The organism is Anaeromyxobacter sp. Fw109-5, assembly GCF_000017505.1.
Lineage (GTDB): Bacteria > Myxococcota > Myxococcia > Myxococcales > Anaeromyxobacteraceae > Anaeromyxobacter.
Window position 1 is genome coordinate 3991518 of the sequence record NC_009675.1, and the last position, 25358, is coordinate 4016875.

The 25358-nt window shown below is 75.2% G+C and carries 20 protein-coding genes; 9 read left to right on the forward strand and 11 right to left on the reverse strand.

The window, feature by feature from the left end; translation table 11 throughout:
- Positions 1 to 104: 104 nt before the first annotated feature.
- On the reverse strand, positions 105 to 1277 hold the full coding sequence (locus tag ANAE109_RS17445; protein WP_012098204.1) for an HNH endonuclease: 1173 nt from the start codon (positions 1275 to 1277) through the stop codon (positions 105 to 107).
- A 222-nt stretch (positions 1278 to 1499) separates the two neighbouring features.
- Here ANAE109_RS17445 and ANAE109_RS24335 point away from each other — a divergent pair, with 222 nt between their 5' ends.
- A complete protein-coding gene (locus ANAE109_RS24335; RefSeq protein WP_200860871.1) occupies positions 1500 to 1952 on the forward strand; it encodes a hypothetical protein in 453 nt (150 codons plus the stop codon).
- On the opposite strand, the gene ANAE109_RS17450 is transcribed toward ANAE109_RS24335, so the two are convergent.
- The 4 genes from ANAE109_RS17450 to ANAE109_RS17460 form a co-directional block, all read right to left on the reverse strand.
- Complete coding sequence (locus ANAE109_RS17450; RefSeq protein WP_041448472.1) at positions 1904 to 2857, reverse strand: hypothetical protein; 954 nt, start codon at positions 2855 to 2857, stop codon at positions 1904 to 1906. The two genes, ANAE109_RS24335 and ANAE109_RS17450, sit on opposite strands and share 49 nt — an antisense overlap.
- Before the next feature lie 42 nt (positions 2858 to 2899).
- Positions 2900 to 3034, reverse strand: a complete 135-nt coding sequence (locus ANAE109_RS26020; RefSeq protein WP_255342586.1) for a hypothetical protein — start codon at positions 3032 to 3034, stop codon at positions 2900 to 2902.
- Between the two features lie 125 nt (positions 3035 to 3159).
- Entirely contained in the window at positions 3160 to 4035 is an 876-nt protein-coding gene (locus ANAE109_RS17455) for a tetratricopeptide repeat protein (protein ID WP_012098206.1), read from the reverse strand.
- A 2-nt stretch (positions 4036 to 4037) separates the two neighbouring features.
- Positions 4038 to 4760, reverse strand: a complete 723-nt coding sequence (locus tag ANAE109_RS17460; RefSeq protein WP_041448473.1) for an OmpA family protein — start codon at positions 4758 to 4760, stop codon at positions 4038 to 4040.
- A 115-nt stretch (positions 4761 to 4875) separates the two neighbouring features.
- Between ANAE109_RS17460 and ANAE109_RS17465 the strand changes: the two genes are divergently transcribed.
- From ANAE109_RS17465 to ANAE109_RS17485, 5 genes are all read left to right on the forward strand, one after another.
- A complete protein-coding gene (locus ANAE109_RS17465; protein WP_012098208.1) occupies positions 4876 to 6243 on the forward strand; it encodes a sigma-54 dependent transcriptional regulator in 1368 nt (455 codons plus the stop codon).
- Positions 6244 to 6562: 319 nt separating this feature from the next.
- Positions 6563 to 9136, forward strand: coding sequence for a penicillin-binding protein 1A (locus ANAE109_RS17470; protein WP_012098209.1), 2574 nt, complete (start codon positions 6563 to 6565; stop codon positions 9134 to 9136).
- Between the two features lie 5 nt (positions 9137 to 9141).
- On the forward strand, positions 9142 to 10575 hold the full coding sequence (locus ANAE109_RS17475) for a VCBS repeat-containing protein (RefSeq protein ID WP_234945173.1): 1434 nt from the start codon (positions 9142 to 9144) through the stop codon (positions 10573 to 10575).
- Positions 10572 to 12029, forward strand: a complete 1458-nt coding sequence (locus tag ANAE109_RS17480; protein WP_012098211.1) for an ABC transporter substrate-binding protein — start codon at positions 10572 to 10574, stop codon at positions 12027 to 12029. The genes ANAE109_RS17475 and ANAE109_RS17480 overlap by 4 nt, the downstream gene beginning before the upstream one ends.
- Positions 12026 to 13747 (forward strand): HAMP domain-containing sensor histidine kinase, encoded by a 1722-nt coding sequence (locus ANAE109_RS17485; protein ID WP_012098212.1) that lies wholly within the window; start codon positions 12026 to 12028, stop codon positions 13745 to 13747. The genes ANAE109_RS17480 and ANAE109_RS17485 overlap by 4 nt, the downstream gene beginning before the upstream one ends.
- Positions 13748 to 13880: 133 nt before the next feature.
- Here the strand turns inward: ANAE109_RS17485 and ANAE109_RS17490 are convergent, their stop codons facing one another.
- Entirely contained in the window at positions 13881 to 15518 is a 1638-nt protein-coding gene (locus tag ANAE109_RS17490; protein ID WP_012098213.1) for an MXAN_5187 family protein, read from the reverse strand.
- Between the two features lie 67 nt (positions 15519 to 15585).
- On the reverse strand, positions 15586 to 16764 hold the full coding sequence (locus ANAE109_RS17495; RefSeq protein ID WP_012098214.1) for a pyridoxal phosphate-dependent aminotransferase: 1179 nt from the start codon (positions 16762 to 16764) through the stop codon (positions 15586 to 15588).
- 143 nt (positions 16765 to 16907) lie between these two features.
- Here ANAE109_RS17495 and ANAE109_RS17500 point away from each other — a divergent pair, with 143 nt between their 5' ends.
- A complete protein-coding gene (locus ANAE109_RS17500) occupies positions 16908 to 18992 on the forward strand; it encodes a S46 family peptidase (RefSeq protein WP_041448474.1) in 2085 nt (694 codons plus the stop codon).
- Between the two features lie 129 nt (positions 18993 to 19121).
- Positions 19122 to 20504, forward strand: a complete 1383-nt coding sequence (locus ANAE109_RS17505; protein ID WP_012098216.1) for an NCS2 family permease — start codon at positions 19122 to 19124, stop codon at positions 20502 to 20504.
- A gap of 21 nt (positions 20505 to 20525) precedes the next feature.
- Here ANAE109_RS17505 and nadA read toward each other — a convergent pair whose 3' ends face one another.
- Positions 20526 to 21530 (reverse strand): quinolinate synthase NadA, encoded by a 1005-nt coding sequence (nadA, locus tag ANAE109_RS17510; RefSeq protein ID WP_012098217.1) that lies wholly within the window; start codon positions 21528 to 21530, stop codon positions 20526 to 20528.
- The gene (locus tag ANAE109_RS17515; protein WP_012098218.1) at positions 21527 to 21739 is read right to left on the reverse strand and encodes a hypothetical protein; all 213 of its coding nucleotides are present in this window, start codon (positions 21737 to 21739) and stop codon (positions 21527 to 21529) included. Before ANAE109_RS17515 ends, nadA begins: the two co-directional genes overlap by 4 nt.
- A gap of 59 nt (positions 21740 to 21798) precedes the next feature.
- Here ANAE109_RS17515 and ANAE109_RS17520 point away from each other — a divergent pair, with 59 nt between their 5' ends.
- On the forward strand, positions 21799 to 22566 hold the full coding sequence (locus ANAE109_RS17520; RefSeq protein ID WP_012098219.1) for a class I SAM-dependent methyltransferase: 768 nt from the start codon (positions 21799 to 21801) through the stop codon (positions 22564 to 22566).
- A 51-nt stretch (positions 22567 to 22617) separates the two neighbouring features.
- Here ANAE109_RS17520 and btsR read toward each other — a convergent pair whose 3' ends face one another.
- Positions 22618 to 23331, reverse strand: coding sequence for a two-component system response regulator BtsR (gene btsR, locus ANAE109_RS17525; RefSeq protein ID WP_012098220.1), 714 nt, complete (start codon positions 23329 to 23331; stop codon positions 22618 to 22620).
- Positions 23328 to 25007, reverse strand: a complete 1680-nt coding sequence (locus ANAE109_RS17530; protein ID WP_012098221.1) for a LytS/YhcK type 5TM receptor domain-containing protein — start codon at positions 25005 to 25007, stop codon at positions 23328 to 23330. Before ANAE109_RS17530 ends, btsR begins: the two co-directional genes overlap by 4 nt.
- Between the last annotated feature and the right edge of the window lie 351 nt (positions 25008 to 25358).

Consider the following 25358-nt stretch of genomic DNA (forward strand, 5'->3'; position numbering starts at 1 on the left):
GGAATGCGGGCTACGAGGAGGCCGGAGGGGGCGACGTCGCCGCGCGTCCGCCGCGTCGCCGGAACGCGCTGCGGTCGGTCTTGCTCCCGTTCCGCCGACCGCGGTCACGTTGCCCACAAGCCCTCCTGAATGGCAGCTGGCGCGGTGCCGGCATGCCCCGTCCGCTCGGCGAGGTTTCCGCGCCGGAAGCGGTCCATGTGCTCGCGCCCGTAGGTCTGTTCGGCGTGCAACAGGTTGTGCGACTTGCAGGCGACTCGGAGGTTCTCGACCGTCGAGGGTCCGCCCAGGGCCTGCGGCTGGATGTGGTCGAGCTCCAGCTGCCAGCGGCTGTCGCAGCGCCGCCCGTCCGGAGCGACCCAGGCGCAGCGTCCGCCGTCGCGCTTCCAGACCTCGCGCCGCACTATCGCCGGGATCGTGCTCGTGGGCGCGGCGGGCTCGGCAGAGGGCCGTGGGTCCCGGTCCGCCTTCCGCTGACGCTGCAGCTGCGGCGCGACCGCGCCCTTGCGCTTGCCGTGCGTCTCGATGGCGCAGCAAATGGCCTCGCGGAGCACCGCCGCGAGATCGCCGTCCGGGATCTTGTGCGAGAGCAGCGCGGTGAGCGTCTCGAGGTCCTCCTTGCAGCCCCGGTCGATGGTGACCCGCAGCGACCAGCCGCTCTCGCTCACGGCGCGGGTCTCCGCCCGCGCCTTCGGGCGAGGAACGTCGGGCAGCGCGGAGACCGTGGGCGGCAGCGACCCACCAGCCGCCGCCGGCGCGGGGATCGCCTCCTGCGGCTCGGCAGGTCCGGCATGGACTGTCGCCAGCGGCAGCGCCGGGGCGCTCGCGGCTGAGGCGCGGTCGGGCAGCTTGCGCAGGCCCGTCCGCGGAGCCGTGCGCGCCTGGAGCGAGGCGACGAGGTGATCCACCTCGGCCTTGGTGCGGTAGGCGGCCCGGGCGACGAGGTCGGGCAGGTTCTCCTCGGTCAGCACCTGGCCGAGCAGCTGGACGGTGGAGATGCAAAGGCGGCCATCCCGAAGCGCGCCCTCGAGGCTGGGGAACCGGCGCAGCACCCGCATCGCCTGGATGCGTCGCCCCGCAGCGCCCTCGCGCAGGTGGAGCACCTCCAGGCAATACGCCCAGAGCGAGGGGTACCCGGCGTCCACGTACGCGCGGCGGCGATCGAACACCTCGAGGTGGAGGAGGAACTCGACCTGGACGTCGCGCTCCTGGCCTGCGAGCTCGCGCAGCCGCTGGGCGAGCAGGGTCGGGTCCAGGGCGGAAGGGGCGATCGCGGGCATGGTGCACCTCCTGTGCACCCTTCGTAACACGCGATTTCCGCACCTCCTGAGACGCGCCAGGATCGCGCCTGCGCCGCTTTCCGGGCCGCCCCTTCGCCGTCCACGCGGCGCGCCGGACGCGCACGGCGCGGCCTGCCTGCGCTCGCGAGGTACGTGCTCTCGACGTACCGCGGACGTCGTGCGGCATACGACCCACGCGCGCGCGCGTGCTGTCGCCGTGGGATGGGGCGCGACGAGACCTCGACCCCGACCTCGACCCCGACCTCGACCCCGACCTCGACCCCGACCTCGACCCCGACCTCGACCCCGACCTCGACCCCGACCTCGACCCCGACCTCGACCCCGACCTCGACCCCGACCTCGACCCCGACCTCGACCCCGACCTCGACCCCGACCTCGACCCCGACCTCGACCCCGACCTCGACCCCGACCTCGACCCCGACCTCGACCCCGACCTCGACCCCGACCTCGACCCCGACCTCGACCCCGACCTCGACCCCGACCTCGACCCCGACCTCGACCCCGACCTCGACCCCGACCTCGACCCCGACCTCGACCCCGACCCCGACCTCGACCCCGACGCCGACCCCGACCTCGACCCCGACCTCCTTCCCGCGCCCGGGCGGCTACTTCACGTCCGTGTCCGGATCCGGCGGAACGGGAGGCGGTCCGTAGCGGTCGAGCACCGCTCGCTGCTCCTCGAGGAGCGGCGCGTCGTCGCCCACCTCGGCCGTGAGCGGGAGCAGCCGGCTGTCGTAGAGGCGGCCGCTGGGGCGCACCTGGGTGCGGGCCTCGGCCTCCTTCGCCCGCCGCTCCTGGTTCGCGATGAGCTCGCGGAGCGCGCGCCGGTCCTCCTCGGTCGTCACGCGCTCGTGGCGGCGGCGGGCGAGATCGAGGGAGCGACGGATCGAGGCGAGCTCCGCTTCCGCCTTGCGCGGGGCGCCCGCGTCCGCCCAGGCGCCGCGCGTGGCGGGCCAGAGCGTGAGGATGCCGAGCGCGCGCCCGCGCTCCCCGGCGGCGGCGACGAGCGTCGCGCCCACCGGCGCCGCGTCCAGCGGCCGCGCGTCGTGCGCGAGCACCGCCGCGTCGATTCCGGGCGCTCCTCGGAGGAGCGCGCGCGCCTCGGCCTCGGGCAGGTGCGCCAGCGCGAGGACGACCGTCGCGCCGCTCGCGCGCAGCGCCTCGGCGGCGTCGCGGGCAGCGGCGAGGGGGTCCGAGGCGACGAGGCCGCCGGGGTACTCGCCCGCCGCGGCGACGGCCAGCAGCCCCACCCGCTCGTCGCCCACCTCGACGATGCGGGTGCCACGGAACGGCCGCGTCCCGTCCGGCGCGGCGAGGTTGAGCGAGAGCACCGGTACGCCGGCGGCGGCGGCCTCGCGCGCGAGCCACCCGGGACCGAGCGCCAGATCGCGCTCCCCGACCGCCAGGGCGGCGTAGCCCATGCGTCCCATCGCGGAGAGGACGAGCCGCGCGCGCGCCGCCGCCGCCCCGGTGTCCGCGTCTCCGAGCGCCGCGGCGTGGAAGAGCGCGTCGCCAGCGTCCACGAGCAGCGCCGGAGCGTCGCGACGCGCGGCCTCCACCGCGCTCGCTCGACGGGCAAGACCGCCCGCCCGCGTCACGCGTCAGCCGCAGGGGCCGATCTCCCCGTGCGCGTCGCCCGAGAAGAGCACCTGCAGCCGCCGCTCCTCGGGAGCGGCGGGTCGCCCGGAGTGGGCGCAGGCGGCGGCGAGGAGGAGGGCGGCGAGGACGATTCGCACGGCCGGAACTTAACACCGGGGCGAGCCCCGGGCCGGCGCCAGGCCGGGGCGCCCGCGCGCCGCGAAAAGGCGAGGGCGGCGCCGCGGGCTCCCCGCGCGCGCCGCCCCCGTACGACCGTGGCTCCCTACCGGCTGCGACGTGGCGCGGGGGGCTTCTTCTTCGCGCTCGGCGGCGTCAGCGCGGCGAGCCGCTCCTTCGCGGTCTTCGCGGCGTCGGAGCGCGGGTACCGCTCGAGCAGCTGCTCGAGGACCGCCTTCGCCTCCGTCTTCATCTCGAGCTTCACCATCGCGTCGGCCGCGCCCAGCATGGCGTCCGGCGCGCGGGCGGACTTCGGGAACTCCTCGGCGACCTTGCCGTACGCGAGGAGCGCCTCCCGGAAGCGCTTCTGATCGAAGAGCAGCTCGCCGGCGCGGTAGCCCGCGTCCGACGCGCGCGGGTCCGCCGGCCACCGGCGGACGTACTCCTCGTACAGCTCGCGCGCGACCCCCTTGTTGCCGGCCTCGTCCTCGCTCTTCGCGAGCGAGAAGAAGGCCGCCTTGTCGTCCGGGCGCTGGAGCGTGGCCAGCCGCTGCTTCGCCTCGAACGCCTCGAGGGCCCCCGCGCCGCGCAACGCGGCGAAGCGCCCCTCGGTCTCGGTGCGCAGCGTGTCGACGTTCTTCTCGATCTGCCCGAGCCGGTGCTGCTCGACCTCGACGTCGCCCTTGAACTTGGCGAAGTCGTCCTGCAGGCGCTGGAGAGAGACGCCGAGGTCCGCGCCGCTGCGGCGAGCGGCGCGGTTCAGCTCGTCGATCTTCGCCTGCACCTCGACGATCTTCTGGTCGACCTTCGCCACCCGCTCGCGGACGAGCTCACGCTGCTCGTCTAGGCGCCGCCGCTGCTCGGCGTTCTGCACCTCGAGCTGCTGGAGGCGAGCCTCCATCTGGCGCCCCTTCTCCAGGGGCACCCAGCAGCCGGCGAGGAGCGCGAGCCCGAGCGGCGCCGCGCGGCGGAGAATCGTCACTGCTACCGCTCCACCTGGAACTCGACGCGCCGGTTCTGCTCCCAGCAGGACTCGGTCGCCTCGCTGCACAGCGCGTTCTCCTCGCCGAAGCTCACCGTCTCGGTCTTGCCACCGACGCCGAGGTCCTCGAGGTACTTGCGGGCGGACTCGGCGCGGCGGTTGCCGAGCGCGACGTTGTACTGCGCCGTGCCGCGCTCGTCCGCGTAGCCCTGCGCCACGACGCGCTTCGCCGGGGTCGCCTTCAGGCAGTCGGCGAGCTTCTGCAGCGTGCCCTGCGAGTCGGCCGTGAGGTTCGCCTGGTCGAAGCCGAAGCGGACGGTGAAGGCGCCGGCGTCGGCGCACTCGCTCGAGGCCTGCGGCGCGCGCGCGGCGCAGCGGCCGTCCTGGCACTGCTCATCGGGGCCGCAGTCGCGATCCGAGGCGCAGGTGCCGGCCTCGCGCGCCACGCACTGCTCGTTCTGGCAGGACTGGCCCGGGGGGCACTGCTCGTCGGAGGTGCACTGCGGCTTCGGCTCGCACCGGCTGTCACGGCACACGAAGCCGTCCTTGCAGTCCGTGTCCGCGGCGCACTCCTGGCAGCGGCCCTCCACGCAGACCTTGCCGTAGCCCTCCTGCTTCTCGCAGTCCGCGCTGGACTTGCACTCCCCGGGCTTCACCTTCGGCTTGCAGGCTCCGAACGCGAGGACGCCAGTGACACAGAGTGAAAGAAAGAGAACGCGTCGCATGTGACCTCCGAGAGCTTCCGTTCGATATCGATGAGGTGGGGGGGACCCGGGCCATGAAACTCGATCCGGGACCGATGTCAAAGCTTTTCCGCCGCGGCGCATTAACATCGCCCCAATGGCAGCCACGATCCTCGTCGTGGACGACGAGAAGAACATACAGCTGACGCTCTCGCGCGCCCTTTCGATGGAGGGGTATGTGGTCGAAGCTGCGAGCGGCGGACGCGAGGCGCTCGACAAGATTGCCGCCCTCCCGGTGGACGCCGTCGTGATGGACGTGCGCATGCCGGATCTCGACGGGCTCGAGGTGCTGAGGCGCGCGCGCGAGACGCGCCCCGATCTCCCGGTCGTGATCATGTCGGGCCACGGCTCGCTCGAGACGGTGCGCAGCGCCTTCAAGCTGGGCGCCTTCGATTACCTCGAGAAGCCGATCACCGAGAAGGACAAGCTGCTCGTCGCGGTGAAGAACGCGCTCGCGCTGCGCACCCTGCGGGAGGAGAACGCGGAGCTCCGCCGGGCGGCGGGCCCGGCCGAGATGGTGGGCAGCGGACCCGCGATGCAGCGCCTGTTCGAGCTCATCCGCCGGGCGGCCCCGTCGGAGGGCCGCGTGCTCGTCACGGGAGAGAACGGGACCGGCAAGGAGCTCGTCGCCCGCGCCATCCACGAGAGCTCGCGGCGCAAGGCCGGCCCCTTCGTGAAGCTGAACTGCGCCGCCGTGCCGGCCGAGCTCATCGAGAGCGAGCTCTTCGGCCACGAGCGGGGGGCGTTCACGGGGGCCGTCGCCGCGCGGCGCGGCAAGTTCGAGCTCGCCGACGGCGGCACGCTCTTCCTCGACGAGGTGGGGGACATGCCCGCCGCGATGCAGGCCAAGGTCCTGCGCGTGCTCCAGGAGGGAGAGTTCGAGCGGGTGGGCGGGGCGCACACGCTGAAGGTGGACGTGCGCGTCGTGGCCGCGACGAACAAGGACCTCGCGGCGGAGGTCCAGGCGGGCCGCTTCCGCGAGGATCTGTTCTACCGGCTGAGCGTCGTCCCCGTGCACGCGCCGCCGCTGCGCGAGCGGAAGGAGGACATCCCCGAGCTCGCGACGCGCTTCCTCGCGGAGGCGTGCGACCGGAACGGCCGGCGGCCGATGCGCCTCCCGCGCGAGGCGCTCGCGGCGCTGCAGGGGCACGAGTGGCCCGGCAACGTCCGCGAGCTGCGGAACCTCGTCGAGCGGCTCGCGATCCTCTGCGACGGCCCGGAGATCTCCGCCCAGGACGTGGCCGCGGTGCTGCCCGGCGCGCGCCGCCCCCGCCCCGATCGCTTCCGCGCCGGCGCCTCGTTCCACGATCTCGTGGAGGAGGCGGAGCGCGAGATCATCCTCGGCGCCCTGGACGCGCACGACGACAACGTCTCGGAGACCGCGCGCGATCTGGGCCTCGAGCGGAGCCACCTGTACAAGAAGATGCGTGCGCTCGGAGTGAGGCGGGGCGGCGACTCCCAGTGACGCAGGGCCGGCGCTCCGCTGGCCCTTCGGCAGGCTCGGTAGCGGCGTCGTCTCCGTCGCGGAGCGTGTCCCCTCCCCCACACCCGTCCGTGTCCCCCTTGCCACGCCGGGCCGGAATGCCCCGCCCGCCCGCCTGTTCCCGGCATGGCACGCGGGCTGCTGTGTCGGCGGCCCGATGCCCCACCGCCCGCGGCCGGCTTTGCCCCTCGACGGACCCGGCGCTATCGTTCGGCCCTCCGCCGTGCAGACTTCCACCCCAGACGGCGCCCCCCCGCCCGCCTCCCAGGCAGGCGACCGGGCGCCACCGGAGCCCGATCGCGTGCGTCGCCTCTCCCCCCGCGCCCGCCGCCTGCTGCGCTACGGCGGCGTCACCGCCCTCGTCCTCGCGCTGCTCGGCGGGGGCCTCCTGTTCGCGTGGACCTGGGAGCTGCCGGCGTTCGACACGCTCAAGGACTACCAGCCGCTCGTCTCCACGCGCGTGTTCGGCGCCGACGGCGAGGAGGTGTTCCAGTTCGCGCGCGAGCGGCGCACGGTGGTGCCGCTCGAGGAGATCCCGCCCATCGTCCGCAAGGCGGTCCTCGCCGCCGAGGACGCCGGCTTCTACGAGCACGAGGGCGTGAACTACCTCGCCATCGCCCGCTGCGCGGTGAAGGGGGTGCTGCGCGGCGGGGTCGCCTGCGGCGGCTCGACGATCACGCAGCAGGTCGTGAAGACGTTCCTGCTCGCGTCCGACTGGAAGGTGAAGCGCAAGGTGAAGGAGCTCGTCCTCGCGCCGCGGCTCGAGGAGAACCTGACGAAGGACGAGATCCTCTACCTCTACCTGAACCAGATCTACCTCGGTCACCTCCGCTACGGCGTCGAGGAGGCGAGCCGCTTCTACTTCGGGAAGAGCGTGCGGCAGCTCTCGCTGGGCGAGGCGGCGACCCTCGCCGGGATCGTGCAGTCGCCGATGCGGCTCTCGCCGATGAACCACCCCGACCGCGCGAAGGAGCGGCAGCGCTACGTGCTGCGCCGGATGGAGGAGGAGGGGTTCATCACTCCGCAGCAGGCCGCCGCGGAGGTGGCGCGGCCCATCGTCGTGCGGCGGCAGGAGGCAGATCCGCCGGGCGCGTGGTACGCCGACGCCGTCCGCAGGGTGCTCGACGAGAGGTACGGCGCGGAGGCGGTCGAGACGGAGGGCCTCCAGGTCGACGTGGCGATGGACGCGGGGATGCAGCGCGCCGCCGAGAAGGCCCTCGAGGCGGCGCTCCGCGCGGTGGACAAGCGCCAGGGGTACCGCGGGCCGATCGTCCACCTGGAGCAGCCGCAGGTGGACGCGGCCATGCCGCTCTGGCGCGAGCGGCTGGCCGGCGTGCGCGCCCGGCCCGACCAGGTCCACGTGTGGGATCTCGCGTCCGTGAACGCGGAGGAGCTCGAGCCCGGCGGCGAGCAGGAGAGGGACGTGGCGCGGAGGGTGCGCGCGCGGCCGCTCGAGACCGGCGAGGTGTACGCGGGGCTCGTGACGGCCGTGGACGACCGGAGCGCCACCGTGGATCTCGGCGGCGCGCGCGGGACCATCGCCCTCTCGGAGGCGCAGTGGGCGCGCAAGTGGAACCCGACCTCGGCCACCGCCACGCCGCGCAAGCTGAGCGCGGTGGTGCGCGTGGGCGACGTGGTCCCGGTGCGCGTCCTGCCCGCGAAGCTCCCCCCGCAGCGCGCGGCGCGCGAGGGCAAGCCCCTCGCGCTCGCCCTCGAGCAGACGCCGAAGGTGCAGGGCGCGCTCGTCGCCATCGATCCGGTCACCCGCGGCGTGCGCGCGCTCGTCGGGGGCTACGACTTCCGCACGTCGCAGTTCAACCGCGCCACGCAGGCGCGCCGCCAGCCCGGCAGCGCGATGAAGCCGTTCGTGTGGGGCGCGGCGATCGAGTCGCGGCGCTTCACCCCCGGCACCATCGTCTACGACACGCCCGACCTCTACCGCGATCCCTGGACGGGCAAGGAGTGGAAGCCGCGCAACTTCGAGAAGGACTCGTTCGACGGGCCGATGCTCCTCTCCACCGCCCTCGCCCAGTCGAAGAACACGGTGTCCGTGAAGCTGGTGGATTCGCTCGGCGTCGACGCGGTGATCGACTTCGGGCGCCGGATGGGGCTCCGCTCGGAGCTGCCGCGGAACCTCACGCTCGCGCTGGGCACCGGCGAGGTGTTCCCGATCGAGGTCGTGAACGCCTACGCCTCGATCGCCGCGCGCGGCTTCTTCGCCGAGCCGACGATCGTCCTGCGCGTGCGCGACCGGCACGGCAACGTCCTCGAGGAGCACGCGCCGATCCCGCCGCCGGCGGCGCCCGCGGCGGAGCTCGAGCCGGCGGCGTTCGCCGACGGGACCGAGGCCGCCGACGAGCAGCCCGCCCCCGGGTCGCCGCCCCCCGACTTCACGGTCCCGGCGGAGGGGACGCGGCCCGACGTCGCGTTCGTGCTCCAGGGGATGATGCGGTCGGTGGTGGAGGGTGGGACGGGCGCGGGCGCGCGCGCGCTCGGGCGCCCCGTCGCGGCGAAGACGGGGACGGCGCAGGAGCACCGCGACGCCTGGTTCGTCGGGTTCACGCCGGAGCTCGTCGCGGGCGTATGGATCGGGTTCGACGATCACACGCCGCTCGGGCCGCGCGAGACCGGAGGAGGCGCGGCGCTGCCCGCGTGGCTCGCGTTCATGCAGGCGGCCGTCGGAGGACGGCCCGTGTCCGAGTTCGGAGCCGTGCCGGGGATCGAGCTCGCGCGCATCGATCCGGCGACGGGGCTGCTCGCGAGCGAGGGCGCCGAGGCCCCGCTCCTCGCGTTCCTCCAGGGCACGGCCCCGGCCGAATCGGCGCAGGGGGACGGGGGCGCGGCGCCCGCCAACTTCTTCATGGACGATCGCTGATTTTCGTGGTCGTGCTGACGGCGATGCGCCTCGCCGCCGCCGCGCTCGTCCTGCTCGCCGCCCTCCCCGCGGCCGCGGCGACCGCGCTCTCCGCCGCGGCGGAGGCCCTGGCGGCCGAGATCGGCCCGCCCACCGAGGCGCGGCGCGCGCTCGCCCTGGCCGTCGAGACCCGCGCTCCCGCCCTCGCGCGCCCGCTCGAGGCCGCGCTCGAGCGCGCGCTGGCCGGCGCGGGCTACGCGGTGACGCCCATCCGCGGGACGGCCGACGCCGAGGGCGCGGCGCGCGCCGGCGGGCAGGACTGGCTCGTGCGCGTCCAGGGCGGCCTCGTCCCGGGGCGACACGAGCTCGCGCTCGTCGCCGAGGTGATCCCGACCTGGTCTTCGTTCTTCCTCCAGCGCCGTCCCGGCGCGCGCGCCGTCCCGCCCCGGCTCGCGTCCGCTCGCGCCCCGGCGGACGCGGAGGCCCTGGTCCTCGCCCGCGAGGGGAGGCCTCCCGGCGCTCCGTTCGCGACGGTGCGCCCGCTCGCGCGCATTCCCGGCCGCGTCCTGGCCCTGGCCGTGGGCGAGCCGGTCGCCGGGGGCGGGCCGGCGATCGCGGCCGCGCTGCCCGACGCGGTGGTGCTCCTCTCTCCGAGCGGCGCTCCCGTCGCGCGGCTGCCGGTCGACCCCGCCGCGCGCGCTCCGATGCGCGATCCCGCCGCGACGATCGCGATCGGCGCCTTCGGACCCGGACGCATCGGCGTCGCCTACGCGGGCGGCTCGCCCGAGGTGCTCGCGCTCCACGACGGCGCGCTCGAGCGGACCGCGGCGCTCGGCGCGGCGCCGCTCTGCGCGGGGGAGGCCGGCCCGGTCTTCGGCGCGTTCGCCCCCGCCACCGGCGTCCTCCTCGACGCGCTCGCCCTGTCGGCCGGGTCCCTCCCCCGCGCGCGCTCCGCGCGGCTCCTCTATTCCCTCGCCGCCGCGCCGCGCGGCGGCCCCGTCGCGTTCGCGGCGCTCGGCACGGACCTGCGCCTCGAGCTGCTCGGGGCGGATCTGCAACCAGCAGACGTCTCGGCGGCGCCCCCGGGCCGGACGGACGCCCACGACCGGGGCGGCGCGGCCTCGGCCGCGGAGCGGGGCCGCGGCTCGACCCCCACCGCCCTCGCCTCCATCGGCACCGGGTTCGCGCTCGCCGATCTCGACGGAGACGGCCTCGCCGAGGTCGTCGCGTCGGCGCCGGTGGTGGTCCCGCCCGACCGCGTCCGCGTGCTCCCCGCACGCCCCGGCGCGGCGCCGCTCCTCGAGTCGAGTCCGATCGACGGGCTGATCCTGGCCGGCGCGGGAGGTGACCTGACCGGGGATGGCGTGGACGACGCCGTGCTGGCGACGCTCGTGAAGGGCGCGGAAGGGCTCGCCACGGAGCTGCTCCTCGTCACCGCCGATCCGCGGGAGGGACGATGAGGCGCGCCATCCGGCTCCACGCCGCGGTCGCGCTCGCGCTCGCGCCGGCGCTCGCGCTCGCGCCGGCGCTCGCGCTCGCCGGCCTCCGCCCGGCGCCCGGTGGCACCGCGACGATCGCGCTCCCGGGCGAGGCGCGGACCGGCGATCCCGCGCGCGCGGAGGACCCGGCCGACCTGGTCCTCGCGCGCGCCACGAGCGCGCCGCTGCTGGAGCGCGATCCCCAGGGCCGGCTCGCTCCGGCGGTCCTCGCGGAGATCCCCAGCTCCGAGGACGGCGGACGTACCTGGCGGCTGCGGCTGCGCGAAGGGATCGCGACGGCCGCGGGATCGCCGGTGGGCGCCGCGGAGCTGGCCGCGGTGGTCTCGCGACTCCTCTCTCCCTTCTCGCCGCACGCATGGGCCGCCCTCCCCATCGCCGGCGCCGACGAGGTGCTCGCGGGCCGCGCCGCGGCGCCCGCGGGCCTGCGCGTCCTCTCCGGCAGCGAGGTGGAGCTCGCGCTGGCGTTCCCCCTGCCGGAGCTGCCGGAGCTCCTCGCCGCGCTCCCCCTGGCCGTCCCGCGCGCCGGTCCCTTCGAGGGCGCCGCGCCCCGCAGCGGCGCGCCGCTGCTGCTGCGCGCGAACGCCAACGCCCCCACCGGCCGGCCGTTCCTCGACGCGCTCGCGCTCCGCGCCGCGGACGGCCGCGCCGCCGCGCGGCTCCTCGCCCAGGGGCAGGTGGACCTCGTGCTCCGCCCCGAGTCCGCCGGGGGGACGGCGGGCCCCGCCCTGCCCGCCGTTCGAGTCGTGGTAGCCGCCCTCGGCGCGGGCCTCGCCTCCGGCGCCGGAGCCCGCGTCCGCCAGGCGCTCGCGTCGCTCGACCGGGCCGCCCTCGCCCGCCGGTTCGTGCGCGGGGCGGCGGTGCCGCTCGACACGCTGGTGCCGCCCGCCCTCCTCGCAGGAGCCTCCCATCCAGCCGCGGCGTCGCCGCTCGCGCCGCGCGACGGCGGCGCGGCCCCGGTCCGCGTGCGGATCCTCGTCCGCCGCGACGGCGCCGATCCGCGCGCGATCGCCGACCGCCTCCAGGTGACGCTCTTCGACCGGGGCGTCTCCGCCGCCGTCGAGGCGGTGGAGCGGGAGCGCTTCGCCGCGCGCCTCGCCGCGGGCGACTACGAGCTCGCGCTCGTCGAGGTGCACGTGCTCGGGACGCGCCCCGCGCTCGCGGCGGGACAGCTCGCCTACGCGACGCGTGGCGCCGCCGCGGCGCGGCGCGCGATGAAGGCGCTCGCCGGGCTCGGGGGGGACGCCGCGGCTGCAGCGGCCGAGCGGCTCGGGCGCGAGCTCGATCTCGTCCCGCTCGTCGCCACCGCGCCGCGCGCGTCCGTCTCGCCGCGGCTCCAGGGGATCGCGCCGGGTCCAGAGGGGCTCGTCGATCCCGCCGCGCTGTGGCGCCCCGGCGGGGCGGCGAGCGCGCCATGATGCTCCGCACCCGCCTCGCCCTCGCCTTCGCGCTGTTCGCGGCCGTGCCGCTCGCCGCCGCGCTGTGGCCGGTGTCGCACGCCCTCTCCGGCGCCCTCTCCACCGAGCACGCGGCGCGCCTCGACGGCGCCGCCCGCGCCCTGGACGGCGAGCTCGCCCGCCTCGCCCGCGAGGCCGGGACGGCCGTCGACGAGCTGGCGCGCTCGGCGGACGCGGAGGCGCTCGCGCGGGAGCTCGGGACGGGCGCGCTCGCGCCCGCCGACGCCGCGCCGCGCGCGCGCGAGTGGATGGAAGCGCGGGGCCTCGACGTGCTCGCGGTGGCCGAGCCGGACGGACGCGTCGTCTCCTCGGGGCACCTGCCCGGCCGCGCCGGCGACGTGGACGCCGAGGTCGCCGCCCTGCTCGCGACGCCCCCCTCGCGCGCGGCGCCGCACCGGGTGATGCGGGCCGGGCCCGACGGCGTGGAGCCCGTGCTCGCGCTGGTGGCCTGGGCGCCCGTCCCGGGAGACCCGCTCCGCGTCGCGGGGGGGCTCGCGCTCGGGCCCGAGCGGGCCGCGCGCCTCGCCGCGCTCACGGGCGGCGCCATCGCCATCCGCGCGCCCGACGGCGCGCTCCTCGCGGACGCCGCCGCGCCGGGGAGCCCCGCCTCCGGCGGCGCACCCGACCTCGCCGACCGGCTCTCGGCGCGCCTCGGGGCGCTCGGGACGCCGGTCCGATCCCTCGCGCTCGGCCCGCCGGACGCGCCCGTCGCGACGGTCGAGGTCCGGCTCGCCTCCGCCGGGCTGGCGCGCGCGCGGCTCGTCGTCGTCGCGACGTTCCTCGCCGCGCTCGTCGCGGGCGTGCTCGCCGCGGCCGCGGTGGGGGCCTTCCTCGCCTCGCGCGTCACGCGGCCCGTCGAGGCGCTGCGCGCCGCCGCGCTGCGGGTCGCCGCGGGCGACCTCGGCGCCCGGGTCGAGGCGCGCGCCACGGGCGAGGTGGCGGAGCTCGTGCGCGCGTTCAACGCGATGACCGCCGACCTCGCGGCGAGCCGCGCCCGTCTCGCGCAGGCGGAGCGCGTCGCCGCCTGGCGCGAGGTGGCGCGACGGCTCGCCCACGAGATCAAGAACCCGCTCACCCCCATCGCCATGAGCGTCGAGACGCTGCGCGACGCGCACGCCCGCGCGCGGCCGGACTTCGGGGAGATCTTCGACGAGGGGACGCGCGCCATCGGCGAGGAGGTCCGCCGGCTGAAGCGCATCGTCGACGAGTTCAGCCGCTTCGCCCGGCTGCCCGCGCCCGAGCGCACCCCGGTCGCGCCCGACGAGCTCGTCCAGTCGGTGCTCGCGCTCTTCCCATCGGCGCCGGCCGGCGTGGTCGTCGCGCGCGAGGTCGAGGCGGGGCTCCCCGCGGTGCTGGCCGATCGCGACCAGGTGGTGCAGGTGCTGCTCAACCTCGTGCGGAACGCGCTCGACGCGATGCCCGGCGGCGGCACCCTGCGCGTCGCGGCGCGCGGCGAGGGAAGCGCGGTGGCGTTCTCGGTGTCCGACACCGGCCCGGGAGTGCGCCCGGAGGACCGGCCGCGCGTCTTCGAGCCCTACTTCACCACGAAGGAGGGCGGCACCGGGCTCGGCCTCGCCATCGCGCAGCGGATCGCCGAGGAGCACGGCGGCACGCTGGAGCTCCGGTCGGCGCCAGGCGAGGGCGCGACGTTCACGCTGACCTTGCCGGCGGTGTCCTGAACGACAGGCCGTGTCCTGCGATTTTGGGGGCTTCAGGCGAGAGGCTTCGGACTTCAGGGGAAATAAGCGCCGGGGTCCCGGAGCCTGCAGCCCGGAGCCTGTAGCCCCTTCGTCGCCGATCGCGATCGGCCGTTCAGCGGACGGGGGTAGCCTTGAGGGCCGCCTTGCCTTCCTTCACGTACACCTGGAAGCGAACCGTCCGGCACCCGTACTTCGCGACGAGGGCCGACTTGTTCGAGGCCAGCTTCTGCGCGAAGCGCTCGAAGGTGAGTCCGCCGGAGGCCTCGCCGCATTCGCCGCGGGTCCGCAGGAAGTCGGAGAAGACCTGGCGCCAGTGGGCCTGCTCGTCGTCGTCCGCCGCGTCGGGCGGGACGGCCTGGGCCGCCGCCTGCAGCAGCTCGGCGGGCGCCGCGACCGGCTCCTGGGCGGCGGGCGGCGGCGGGACGATCACCGCCGGCCGCTCCGGCTCCGGCGCGGGCGGCGCCGGCAGCACGGCGTCCCCGGCGGCGCCCTCCGCGGTCGCGGCCGCGCCAGCCGCCGGCCGCGGCGGGAACTCGAACGCGGAGGGGTCCGCCTCCGCGGGACGCGCGGCGCGCGCGAACATGTCCTCCGCGGGCGGCGCCGGCGCGGCGGGCGCGGCGGAGGCCGCCTCCGCGGCGCGGTTGAGCGCGGCGGCCACCGTCCCGAGCTGTCCGGCGAGCTCCGGGACGCGCGCGGCGAACTCGCCCTTGGCGATGCGCGTGGCGGCGGAGACGAGCGGCTCGGGCAGCATCGGCGCGGGCTCGGCGGCCCGCACCAGCAGGCCGAAGAGCGCGGCGAGCACGAGCGCCACGGCGAGCCCCGCGATGGCCTGCCACTGCAGCACGGCGATCGGCGCGAGGCCCGGAGCGGTCGGAGCGGCGGCGATCACCACCGCGCCCTTCACGCCCTCGAGCGCGACCGCGTGGACGCGGAACGCGGGGGCGGCGCCGCCGAGGAGCGGCGCCCTGGGGAGCTTCACGGACGCGGTCCCGAGGTCCACCGGGCCCAGCCGACCCGCGCTCGCGGTCACGCCGGAGACTTTGGCCGCCTCGACGAGGGCGGGCCGATCCGCGACCGGGACGCTCCCCGTGAAGACCGGCTTCGCGTCCGGCGCGGACACCAGCACCGCCACGTCCACCGCCGCGGCGATGCCGCGCGCGAAGGCGGCGTCGACGGGCGCGAGCACGACCAGCCCGCGGCCCTCGCCGACCGGTGCCGCGGCCGCGTACCGGACGTCGCCGCCCACGCGGACGTAGCCGCGCGGCGACGCGCCCTCCACCGCGGCGCGGAGGAGCGGAGCGGCGCCGCCGGCCGCCGTCTCGCGACGCTCGAGCGTCTCGCGCGTGGCGGTCAGGACCAGGGTGCCATCCGGCAGGCGGAAGCCGAGCGCGCGCTCCGCCGCGGCGAGCGCCGCACGGCCCGCGCGCTCCGCCGCCGTGTCCTCGGCGGCGGGGTCCACCGACGTCTCCGGGGCGACGCGCGCGCGGCGCCCGCGGCCGGCGGCCGCGAGGGGCTCGGCCCCCGCGAACGCGGGCGCCAGCGACGGATCGCGCGCCACGAGCGCTGCGGCGGCCGCGGCGTCGTGCGCGAGGCCGTTCTTCGCGGCCACGATCTGCTCCGCAGCGGCCGCGAGCCGGGCGTCCACGGCCTCGAGCGCATCCTCCCGGAGCGTGCGGGTGTGGAGGTACACCGCCACGCCCGCGGCCGCGACGACGACGAGCGCGAAGAGCCAGAGCTTGAGCCGGTTCATTGCCCTTCGTATAGGCCGCCGGTCGAATGGGTGTCAAACCTCCGGCCGGCGGTGCGATCGGTCGCTATCACCCGGAAGGACTGGCGAAATCCCCGCTCGCGCAGCGGGCGATCACGCGTCCGATCCCCTGGGCGAGCTCGTGGGGCTGGGGCAGCAGCGAGATGACGAGGTGACCCGGCCGCTCGAAGTCGTAGAAGAACCCGGGCTGCACCACGACGCCGTCGTCGAGGAGCGCGAGGCAGAGCGCCTCCTCGTCCACGGTCTGTCCGATGCGGAGCACCGCCGTCCACCCGCCCGCGGACGGCAGCGCGCCCACCGGCGCGTCGCGGAGGTCCGCCAAGGTGGCCCGGTTCGCGGCGAGGCGGGCGCGCAGCGGCGCGAGGAAGCGCTCGCGGCGCGCGAGGAGCGGCGCGAGCGCGAGCTGCGCCGGGCCGGAGACCGAGAGGTAGGCGTCGGCGACGACCTCGAGCCGCGCGAGCGCCGGACCGACCCGCGCCTCCGGGCCGGCGGCGGCGATCCAGGCCGCCTTGAGCTGCGGGAGGCCGCAGATCTTGGACAGGCCCGCCAGGTGGAAGGCGAGCGCCTCGCGGCGGCCCGCGACGACGCTCGGGCAGGGGCCGAGGGCCGTGTCCGCGAACACCTCGTCGCCGAGGAGCGCGAGGTCGTTCGCGGCGCAGAGCCGGTCCAGCGCGGCGAGCTCCGCCGCGTCGTGCACGGCGCCGGTCGGGTTCGAGGGCGAGACCACCAGCACCGCGCGCGTGCGCGGGCCGATCGCCGCCTCCAGGGCGGCGAGGTCGAGGTGCCATCCGCCCTCGTCGCGCAGCGGGTAGCGCACCAGCCGGACCGCCTCGAGATCGGCCAGGAGGTCGAGGAGCGGATACGCCGGGGCGGGTACGAGCACCTCGTCGCCGGGATCGCAGAGGAGCTTGAAGAGGAGCGCGTAGGCCTCGCTCGTCGAGGCGGTCAGGAGGATGCGGCCGGCGTCCACCGGCGCGCCCCGCGCGGCGAGGTACTCCGCGACCGCCTCGCGCGCCTCGGGGAGGCCCACCGGCGTCGGCTCGTACGTCGCGACGCGCCGGTCGGCCAGCACGGCGGCGAGCTCGGCCGGATCCCAGGCGAGCCCGACGCGGGTGGGGTTCGACTCGGCGAGATCCAGGTGAGGCCGGCCGCTCGCGCGGAGCGCGTCGACCCGCGCCGCGAGCGCGTTGGCCGAGAGGTCCCAGGCGGTGCGGGAGGAGAGCCCCACGAGGCGGATCCTACCGCGCCCAGGACGGGCTGGAGCGCGCCTCGCGTCACGTTCAGGCTGCCTTGACTCCCCGACACGCCGGCCCTATGACGCGGCCACCGGGGCGGGCCGCCTCGGCGCTCTCTCCCCGGAGGCACACCGACATGAAGAGACTGGCCGTCGCGCTCGCCCTGATCGCGCCGCTCGCCGCGGCGGCGGACGAGGGCATGTGGACGTATGACGCCTTCCCCGCCGACAAGGTCGAGAAGAAGTACGGGTTCCGGCCCAGCGACGCCTGGCTCGAGAACGCGCGGCTCTCCTCGGCGCGGCTCGCTGGCGGCTGCTCGGCGAGCTTCGTCTCCGAGGACGGCCTCGTGATGACGAACCACCACTGCGCGCACGAATGCATCGAGCAGCTCTCGACCGCGCAGAAGGACTTCGTGAAGAGCGGCTTCTACGCGAAGACGCTCCCCGACGAGGTGAAGTGCCCGACGGTGGAGGTGAACCAGCTCGTCCAGATCACCGACGTCACGCAGCGCATCCGCGCCGCGACGAAGGGGCTCGAGGGCGAGGCCTACCACAAGGCGCTGCAGGGCGAGATGGCAAAGGCGGAGAAGGAGTGCCAGACCTCCGACGAGCTCCGCTGCGACGTCGTGACCCTGTACCAGGGCGGCGTGTACGACCTGTACAAGTACCGGCGCTTCCAGGACGTCCGCCTCGTGTTCGCCCCGGAGTTCGCCATCGCCTTCTTCGGCGGCGACCCCGACAACTTCATGTTCCCGCGCTACGACCTCGACGTCGCGTTCCTGCGCGTGTACCAGGGCGGCAAGCCGGCCAAGATGAAGAACTTCTTCCGCTGGTCCGCGAAGGGCGCCGAGGCGGGAGAGCTGACGCTCGTCTCTGGCCACCCGGGCGGCACGGATCGCGGGCTCACCACGGCGCAGCTCGCCATGCAGCGCGACGTGGTGCTGCCCGACCGGCTGCAGAGCCTCGCCGAGCTGCGCGGCCTGCTCACCGGGTATCAGCTGCTCGGCCCCGAGCAGAAGCGCACCTCGAACGCGCTCCTGTTCTACGTGGAGAACGGCTACAAGGCGCTGCGCGGGCGGCACCTGGCGCTCCAGGATCGCGCCTTCTTCCGCTCCCTCGTGGAGAGCGAGGAGACGCTGAAGGCGCAGCTCGCGAAGGCCCCGGCGGGCAAGGACGCGCTCGCCGCGTTCGACGCCATCGCCCAGGCGCAGCAGCGGCTGCTCCAGATCCGCGACGAGTACAACGCGCTCGAGGGCGGCTTCCGCAACAGCACGCTGTTCGGGATGGCGCGCGACCTCGTCCGCGGCGCGGTCGAGCGGCCGAAGCCCAACCCGGATCGCCTGCGCGAGTTCCGCGAGTCCAACCTGCCGGCGCTCACGCAGGAGCTCTTCAGCCAGGCGCCCATCTACCCCGAGTTCGAGGCGCTGCTGCTCGGCCACTCGCTCACGAAGATCCGCGAGCGGCTCGGCACGGACCACCCCACCGTGAAGAAGCTCCTCGGCAAGGAGTCGCCGCAGGAGGTCGCGAAGCGCGTGGTCGAAGGGACGAAGCTCCGGGACGTCGCCGTCCGCAAGCGGCTCTGGGAGGGCGGCGAGGCGGCCGTGAAGGGCGCGAACGACCCGCTCCTCGCCCTCGCCGCGGCGGTGGACGCGGACGCGCGCGCCATCCGCCGCACGTTCGAGGACGAGGTGGACTCGGTCGTGAAGAAGAACCACGAGCGCATCGCCGAGGCGCGCTTCGCGGTGCAGGGCCGGACGAACTACCCGGACGCGACGTTCACGCTGCGGCTGTCCTACGGCGCGGTCGAGGGCTGGCTCGAGAAGGGCACGCCGGTCGAGCCCTTCACCGTGTTCGCGGGCGCGTACGAGCGGCACACCGGGCGCGATCCCTACGCCCTGCCGGAGAGCTGGCTCACCGCCAAGGAACGGCTCGACCTCCGGACGCGGTTCAACTTCGTGACCACCAACGACATCATCGGCGGGAACTCCGGGTCCCCCATGATCAACGAGAAGGCCGAGATCGTGGGCCTCGTCTTCGACGGCAACATCCACTCGCTGGGCGGCGACTACGGCTTCGACCCGGCGGTGAACCGCACCGTGGCGGTCCACTCCGACGCCATCGTCGAGGCGCTCACCAAGATCTACGGCGCCGAGCGCGTCGTGCAGGAGCTGCGGCCCGCCGCGAGCAAGGGCGGCAAGCCGTCGGGCCGCGCGCGCCGCTAGCGGAGTCGCGCGGCGGGACCGGCCCGGGCGCTCGACAGGGCGTCCGGGCCGCGCCCTCTTCGCCGGTGACCGGCGGGGGCCCCTGCTATCCTCCGCCGCCTCGCATCACCCTACCGCCACGAGAATCGCATGAGCCCCAACCCTCAGCCGGCGGCCACGGCCGGCGCCCTGGATCGCTTCTTCGGCCTCACCGCGCGCGGCACCACCGTCCGCCGCGAGATCCTGGCCGGCGCCACGACGTTCGTGACGATGGCGTACATCCTGTTCGTCAACCCCGAGATCCTGCACGGCGCCGCCGGGGGGCCCCGGATGTTCGGGCCGCTGCTGACCTCCACCGCGCTCGTCGGGGCGGTGGCGACCATCGCCATGGGGCTCGCCTCGAACCTGCCGCTCGCGCTCGCCTCCGGCATGGGGCTCAACGCGGTGGTCGCCTTCCAGCTCGCGGGCGCGATGAAGCTCTCCTACGCGCAGGCCATGGGCGTCATCGTGGCCGAGGGCCTCGTCATCACCGCGCTCGTGGCGACGGGGCTGCGCCAGGCGGTGGTGCGGGCGGTGCCCATGGCGCTGAAGCGCGCCATCGGCATCGGCATCGGCCTCTTCCTCGCGATCATCGGCTTCAAGAACGCCGGGTTCGTGTCCGCGGGCGGCGGGCTGCTGACCCTGGGCGAGCACGGCCGGCTCACCGGGTTCCCCGTCCTGCTCTTCGTGCTCACGCTCCTCTTCACCGCGTGGCTCGTGGCGAAGAACGTCCGCGGCGCGCTCCTCATCGGCATCGGGGTGTCCACCGCCGTCGCGGTGAGCGCGAAGGCGGCGTTCGGCGGCGCCGGGTTCGGGCCGCAGGTCGCGAACGTCCCGGCCTCGTTCATCGCGATGCCCGACTTCTCGCTGGTGGGCACCGTGGACTTCTCCTTCGTCGCCGTGCTCGGCGTGGTGCCCGCCGCCCTGGCGGTGTTCTCGATCATGCTGTCCGACTTCTTCGACACGGTCGGCACGGTGGTCGCGGTCGGGCAGGAGGCGAAGTACCTCGACGAGGACGGCAACTTCCCCCGCCCGAGCGCGGTCCTGCTCGTGGACTCGCTCGCCGCGATCGCGGGCGGCGCCGCGGGGGCCTCGTCGGCCACGACCTACGTCGAGAGCGCCTCCGGCGCCGCCGCGGGGGGCCGCACCGGCCTCACCTCGGTGGTGACCGGGGCCCTCTTCGCGCTCTGCCTCTTCATCTCGCCGCTCGCGGGCGTGGTCCCGCCGCACGCGACGGGCGCGATCCTCGTCCTGGTCGGCTTCATGATGATGCGCGAGGTCGGCGCCATCGCGTGGGACGACCCCACCGAGGCGATCCCGGCGTTCCTCACGCTGAGCGTGATGCCGTTCACCTACTCGATCACGAACGGCATCGGGGCGGGCTTCGTCTCCTTCGTCGTGCTGAAGGCGCTCCGCGGCCGCGGCCGCGAGATCCACCCGCTCATGGCGGGGTCGGCGATCGCCTTCGTGCTCTACTTCGCGATCGGCGGGTAGCCGCGGCGCACGTACCGGTGGTCAGGCGTCCCTCGGTACCGCGATCATCCGCTCCAGCGCGCGCCGCGCCCCCTCGGCCACGTCCTGGGGGACGTGGATCTCGTGCTTGCCGCGGCGGAGCGCGTCGCGGACCATGACGAGGTCGATCATCTTCATGTACGGACAGTGCATGCGACAGCCGATGCAGCCGTCCGCGACGATGAACTCCCTGTCGGGCCAGCGCTTCTTCAGCTGGTAGACGATGCCGTGCTCGGTCGCGACGATGAAGGTGCGGGCCTGCGGGTGCCGCTCGACCGCGGTGAGCATGGCGGTGGTCGAGCAGACCTCGTCGGCGATCTCGATCACGTCGGCGCGGCACTCGGGGTGCGCGATCACCACCGCGTCGGGCTTCGCGTCCTTGACGCGGTTCACGTTCGCGGAGCGCAGCACGTCGTGCACGGGGCAGCAGCCGTCGTAGACGACGATCTCCTTCTCGGGCACCTTCCCCTTCACCCAGTCGCCGAGGTTCCGGTCCGGCGTGAACAGGATCTTCTGCTGCGGCAGGGAGCGGACCACCGAGGCCGCATTGGCGCTGGTGCAGCAGATGTCGGAGAGCGCCTTCACCTCGGCGGTGGAGTTCACGTAGGTGACCACCGCGTGGTCCGGGTAGCGCTCCTTCCAGTCCTCGAGCGACTCGGGCGTGATCGAGTCCGCGAGCGAGCAGCCGGCGGAGAGGTTGGGGAGGAGCACCCGCTTCTCCGGCGCGAGCACCTTCGCCGACTCCGCCATGAAGTGCACGCCGCAGAAGACGATGGTGGACTGGGGGACCTTCTTCCCGGTGATCGCGAGCTGCAGGGAGTCGCCGACGTGGTCGGCGATCTTCTGGATCTCTGGGAGCTGGTAGTTGTGGGCGAGGATGACCGCGTCCTTCTCCTTCGCCAGCGCGCGGATCTCGTCCTCGAGCTCGCGCACGTCGCCGGCGGGAAGGTCGCTGCCGGCCTCCGGGCTCGCGACGGGGTCGTGGATGGGGAAGACAGGGAGGGTCATGCTTTCACCCGGGCGCCGCGCGCGGGCTTGATGTCGCCCGTGCCGGCGGGAAAGAGGCGCCAGAACTCGCGGCGGACGAGCCCGACGAGCGTCGCGGACTTGGAGAACCCGTGGTAGCGGGCGACGGCCTCCAGCATGGCCGCGTCCTCGTCCGTGGCCGAGAAGCTGCGGACCTTCGCGGCGCGCCCGTTCGCCTTCCTCGTGACCATTCGCGATTTCTTATATAAGCCTTGAGTAGCGGGGGCAAGGGCCCGCCGCCCCCAGTCCGATGAAGCTCGCCGTCACCACCCCGCTCCGCCCCTCCCCCGCCGAGGAGGCCGCCGCCCGCGCGGCCGCGGCGCGCCACGCGCTGCCGTTCACGCCGCGCGGCCACCGCTCGCTCGAGGCGGCGCGCGCGGAGGCGGGGGCCGACGCGCTGCTCGTGCTGTCGGCGCGCCACGCCGCGCTCGTGGTGGACGGGGAGGAGCGGCGCTGGTCGCCGGGCATGGGGGCGCTCAGGGCGAAGCGCGGCGCGGGCTCCGGCCCGCCCGACCCTTTCCTCGCCGCCACCGGGATCGGCCCCGGCGACGCGGTCCTGGACTGCACCCTCGGGCTCGGCGCGGACGCGCTGGTCGCCGCGGTCGCGGCGGGCCCGCGCGGCCGCGTCGTCGGGCTGGAGGCCTCCCCCGCGCTCGCCGCGTGGGTGGCGGAGGGGCTCGCCCGGCACCCCGACCCCGCCGCGCGTCGGGTGGAGGTGCGCGCGGCGGAGCACCGGGCCGCGCTCGCGGCGCTCCCGCCCCGCAGCTTCGACGTGGTGGTGTTCGACCCGATGTTCCGCCACGCCCGCGCCGAGCCCGGCGGCTTCGATCTCGTCCGCCGGCTGGCCCAGGCGAGCCCGCTCGCGGCCGAGGCGCTGCGGGACGCCCGCCGCGTGGCGCGACGCTGGGTGGTCGTGAAGGACGGCGCGCCGGGCTGGGATCTCGCGCGCCTCGGCCTCGTGCCGCTGCCGAGCGCGCGCGGCGCCCACCGGTACTACGCGCGCGTCCCGCCGGCGTGAGCCTGCACGACGGCGCCCTCGGCGAACGCGACCGGAGGCGCCCGCTCACCGTCAGAACCCCAGCAGCTCGCGGACGCGGGAGAGGTGGCGGCGGCTGATCGGGACCGTGTGTCCCGAGCGGGTGCGGATGGTCGCGTTCGAGCCGTCGCCGAGGGAGACCTCGTCGATGGCCGCGGCGTTCACCAGGTACTGCTTGTGGCACCGCAGGAGCCCGGCGCGCTCCTCCAGCACCTGCAGCGTCAGCTCGGTGCCAAACTCGCCCTGACCGCTCACCACGTACACGCCGGAGATCGTCGACTTGACGATCTCGACGTCCGTCACGTTGACCAGCTTGATGGTGCGCTTGCCCGCGCACGGGACGCGCGTGATGGGGGCGCTCGCGAACGGCGGGCGGCCGGACGGCGCGGAGCGCTGCTTCAGCCGCTCGACCGTCCGGGCGAGGCGCTCGGGGGACACCGGCTTCAGCAGGTAGTCGACCGCGTCCTCGTCGAAGGCGCGGATCGCGAACTCGTCGTGCGCGGTCACGAACACCACCTGCGGCATCACCTCGTCCTCGATCATCGAGAGGAGGTCGAACCCGCTCACGCCTGGCATCCTGACGTCGAGGAACACGACGTCGGGACGCTCGCGCCGGATCGCCGCGAGGGCCTCCACCCCGTCCTCGGCCTCCCCCACCACCACGAACTCCCCCGTCGCCTTCAGCAGCAGCGCCAGCTCCTCGCGCGGGAGCAGCTCGTCGTCCACGATCAGCGCGCGCATCATCATCGGCGCACCCCCTCGACCGGCAGGAGGACCGTCACGCGGGTCAGCTCGTCGGGGACGCACGCGACGCTCACGCCGTATTCGGGCCCGAGCAGCTGCTTGATCCGCCGGTCGACGATCTTCATCCCGAGCCCGTCGCCGCCGGGGCGCTCGGCGTAGGCCCCGGCGTCGTCCTCGATCTCGATCACCGCCGCGCCGTCCCGCCGGTACGCCCGGATCCGCGCCGTGCCCGCCCCGACCGCCGCGGAGACCCCGTGCTTGATGGCATTCTCGATGAGCGGCTGGAGCGTGAAGGTCGGCAGCCTCATGTCGAGCAGGGACGCGTCCACGTCGGTCTCCACCACGAGCCGGTGCTGGAAGCGGGCCTTCTCGATCTCGAGGTACGAGCCGACGTGCTCCAGCTCCTCCCTGAGCGTCGACAGCTCACCGCTCCGCTTCAGGTTCTTCCGGAAGAAGTTCGAGAGGTGGCTCAGCAGCTCGCGGGCGCGCGGCGCGTCCCGCCGCGTCACCGCCATGATGGTGGTGAGCGCGTTGAACAGGAAGTGCGGGTTCACCTGAGCGTGCACGAGCTTCAGCTCCGCCTGGAGCAGCAGGTTCTTCTGCTCCTGGTAGCGCGTGACGAGGAGCTGGCTCGACAGGAGCGCGCCGATGCCCTCGCCGAGGGTCCGGTTCATGTTGAGGAAGCGACGGTCGCGCGGCTCGAACAGCTGCACCGTCCCGACGACGGCGCCGTCGATCTGCAGCGGCACCACGATCACCGAGTTGAGCGGGCACTCCGGCGAGATGCGGCAGTCGTACGACTGGTGGACGCCGTCCGCGAACGTCACCGCGTTGGCCGAGATCGACTGACGCGTGAAGGGCGACATGATCGGGCCGCCGGGGGCGTGGTGGTCGCCGCCGAGGCCCGCCCACGCCAGGACCCGCTCCGTGTCGGTCACGCCGACCGCCCCGACGCCCGTCTCCTCCTTCACGATGTCGGCCAGCTCCTTCGCGAGCTCCGGGCCGAAGCCGCGCGCCATGAGCCCGAGCGTCCGCTCCGCCACCTTCAGGGCGCGCGCCGAGGACGCGGCCGCGACGCGATCGTGCTCTCGCTGGCGCTCGTTGAGCACCGCCATGAAGAGGGCGGCGCCCACGGGGTTCGCGAGGATCATCGGCAGCCCGATCACTCGCACGACCTCCACCGCCTGACCGAAGGGACGCGTGAGGAGGAGCACGATGCCCATGTGCAGGATCTCGCCCGCGAAGGTCGTCGCGAACGCGACCGCGCGCGTCATGAGGCGCTCCGGCCTGCGCCGCAGCGCGACGTGCACGAGGCCGCCCAGGAGCCCCTCCAGCGTGGTCGCCACCGCCCCCGCGAGCGCGGCGGCGCCGCCCAGCGCCGTCACGCGGTGGACGCCCGCGGTCGCGCCGACGAGGAGCCCGAGGAGCGGCCCGCCCAGGAGCCCGGCCAGCGTCGCGCCCACGGCTCGCGTGTTGACGATCGCCTCGCCGTCGAGCACCGGGATCCCGAGGTAGTTCCCCAGCACCGCGATGCCGGTGAACACGAGGTAGAGGCGCACCTTCCCGCGCGGCCGCGGCCACTCGGCCCTGAGCGGCCGGAACGCGGGCGACCGGCAGTACAGGTAGAAGATGACGAGGAAGACGGAGAGCGCCTCGACGAGCTGGACCAGCAGACGCATCCCGGGCTCCGGGCGAGGCGGCGCCCCGGGCCGCCGTCGCGGCCGCCATTATGCCCGCCCGGCGCGGGGTGCGCACGACGGCCGGGCGAGAGGCGCGCGAGCCGCAGCGTCCCTCCCCCGCCGCGCCGCGCAGACGCGACGAGGCCGGGCGCCCGCGCGGGCGTCCGGCCTCGTTACCTCCGAGGGAGCGGCTCAGAGGTCGTGAAACATTCCCGAGCCGTCGCGAGACGCGCGATGCCGACGACGAGCGGGGCACACGACGACCGAGCAGCGCAGGCGTGCCTGTGAGGCACGTCGAGCAGCGCAGGGAGGAGTCTGCCCCGCGCAGGCAGGCAGCGTGCGTCGCAGCAG

What these genes read in the sequence shown, in the direction of transcription:
- ANAE109_RS17465 (WP_012098208.1), top strand. Translation starts at nt 4,876, where the DNA reads ATGGCAGCCACGATCCTCGTCGTGGACGACGAGAAGAACATACAGCTG.
- ANAE109_RS17490 (WP_012098213.1), bottom strand. Translation starts at nt 15,518, where the DNA reads ATGAACCGGCTCAAGCTCTGGCTCTTCGCGCTCGTCGTCGTCGCGGCC.
- nadA (WP_012098217.1), bottom strand. Translation starts at nt 21,530, where the DNA reads ATGACCCTCCCTGTCTTCCCCATCCACGACCCCGTCGCGAGCCCGGAG.
- ANAE109_RS17460 (WP_041448473.1), bottom strand. Translation starts at nt 4,760, where the DNA reads ATGCGACGCGTTCTCTTTCTTTCACTCTGTGTCACTGGCGTCCTCGCG.
- ANAE109_RS17480 (WP_012098211.1), top strand. Translation starts at nt 10,572, where the DNA reads ATGAGGCGCGCCATCCGGCTCCACGCCGCGGTCGCGCTCGCGCTCGCG.
- ANAE109_RS17500 (WP_041448474.1), top strand. Translation starts at nt 16,908, where the DNA reads ATGAAGAGACTGGCCGTCGCGCTCGCCCTGATCGCGCCGCTCGCCGCG.
- ANAE109_RS24335 (WP_200860871.1), top strand. Translation starts at nt 1,500, where the DNA reads ATGGGGCGCGACGAGACCTCGACCCCGACCTCGACCCCGACCTCGACC.
- ANAE109_RS17515 (WP_012098218.1), bottom strand. Translation starts at nt 21,739, where the DNA reads ATGGTCACGAGGAAGGCGAACGGGCGCGCCGCGAAGGTCCGCAGCTTC.
- btsR (WP_012098220.1), bottom strand. Translation starts at nt 23,331, where the DNA reads ATGATGATGCGCGCGCTGATCGTGGACGACGAGCTGCTCCCGCGCGAG.
- ANAE109_RS17505 (WP_012098216.1), top strand. Translation starts at nt 19,122, where the DNA reads ATGAGCCCCAACCCTCAGCCGGCGGCCACGGCCGGCGCCCTGGATCGC.
- ANAE109_RS17520 (WP_012098219.1), top strand. Translation starts at nt 21,799, where the DNA reads ATGAAGCTCGCCGTCACCACCCCGCTCCGCCCCTCCCCCGCCGAGGAG.
- ANAE109_RS17530 (WP_012098221.1), bottom strand. Translation starts at nt 25,007, where the DNA reads ATGCGTCTGCTGGTCCAGCTCGTCGAGGCGCTCTCCGTCTTCCTCGTC.
- ANAE109_RS17485 (WP_012098212.1), top strand. Translation starts at nt 12,026, where the DNA reads ATGATGCTCCGCACCCGCCTCGCCCTCGCCTTCGCGCTGTTCGCGGCC.
- ANAE109_RS17445 (WP_012098204.1), bottom strand. Translation starts at nt 1,277, where the DNA reads ATGCCCGCGATCGCCCCTTCCGCCCTGGACCCGACCCTGCTCGCCCAG.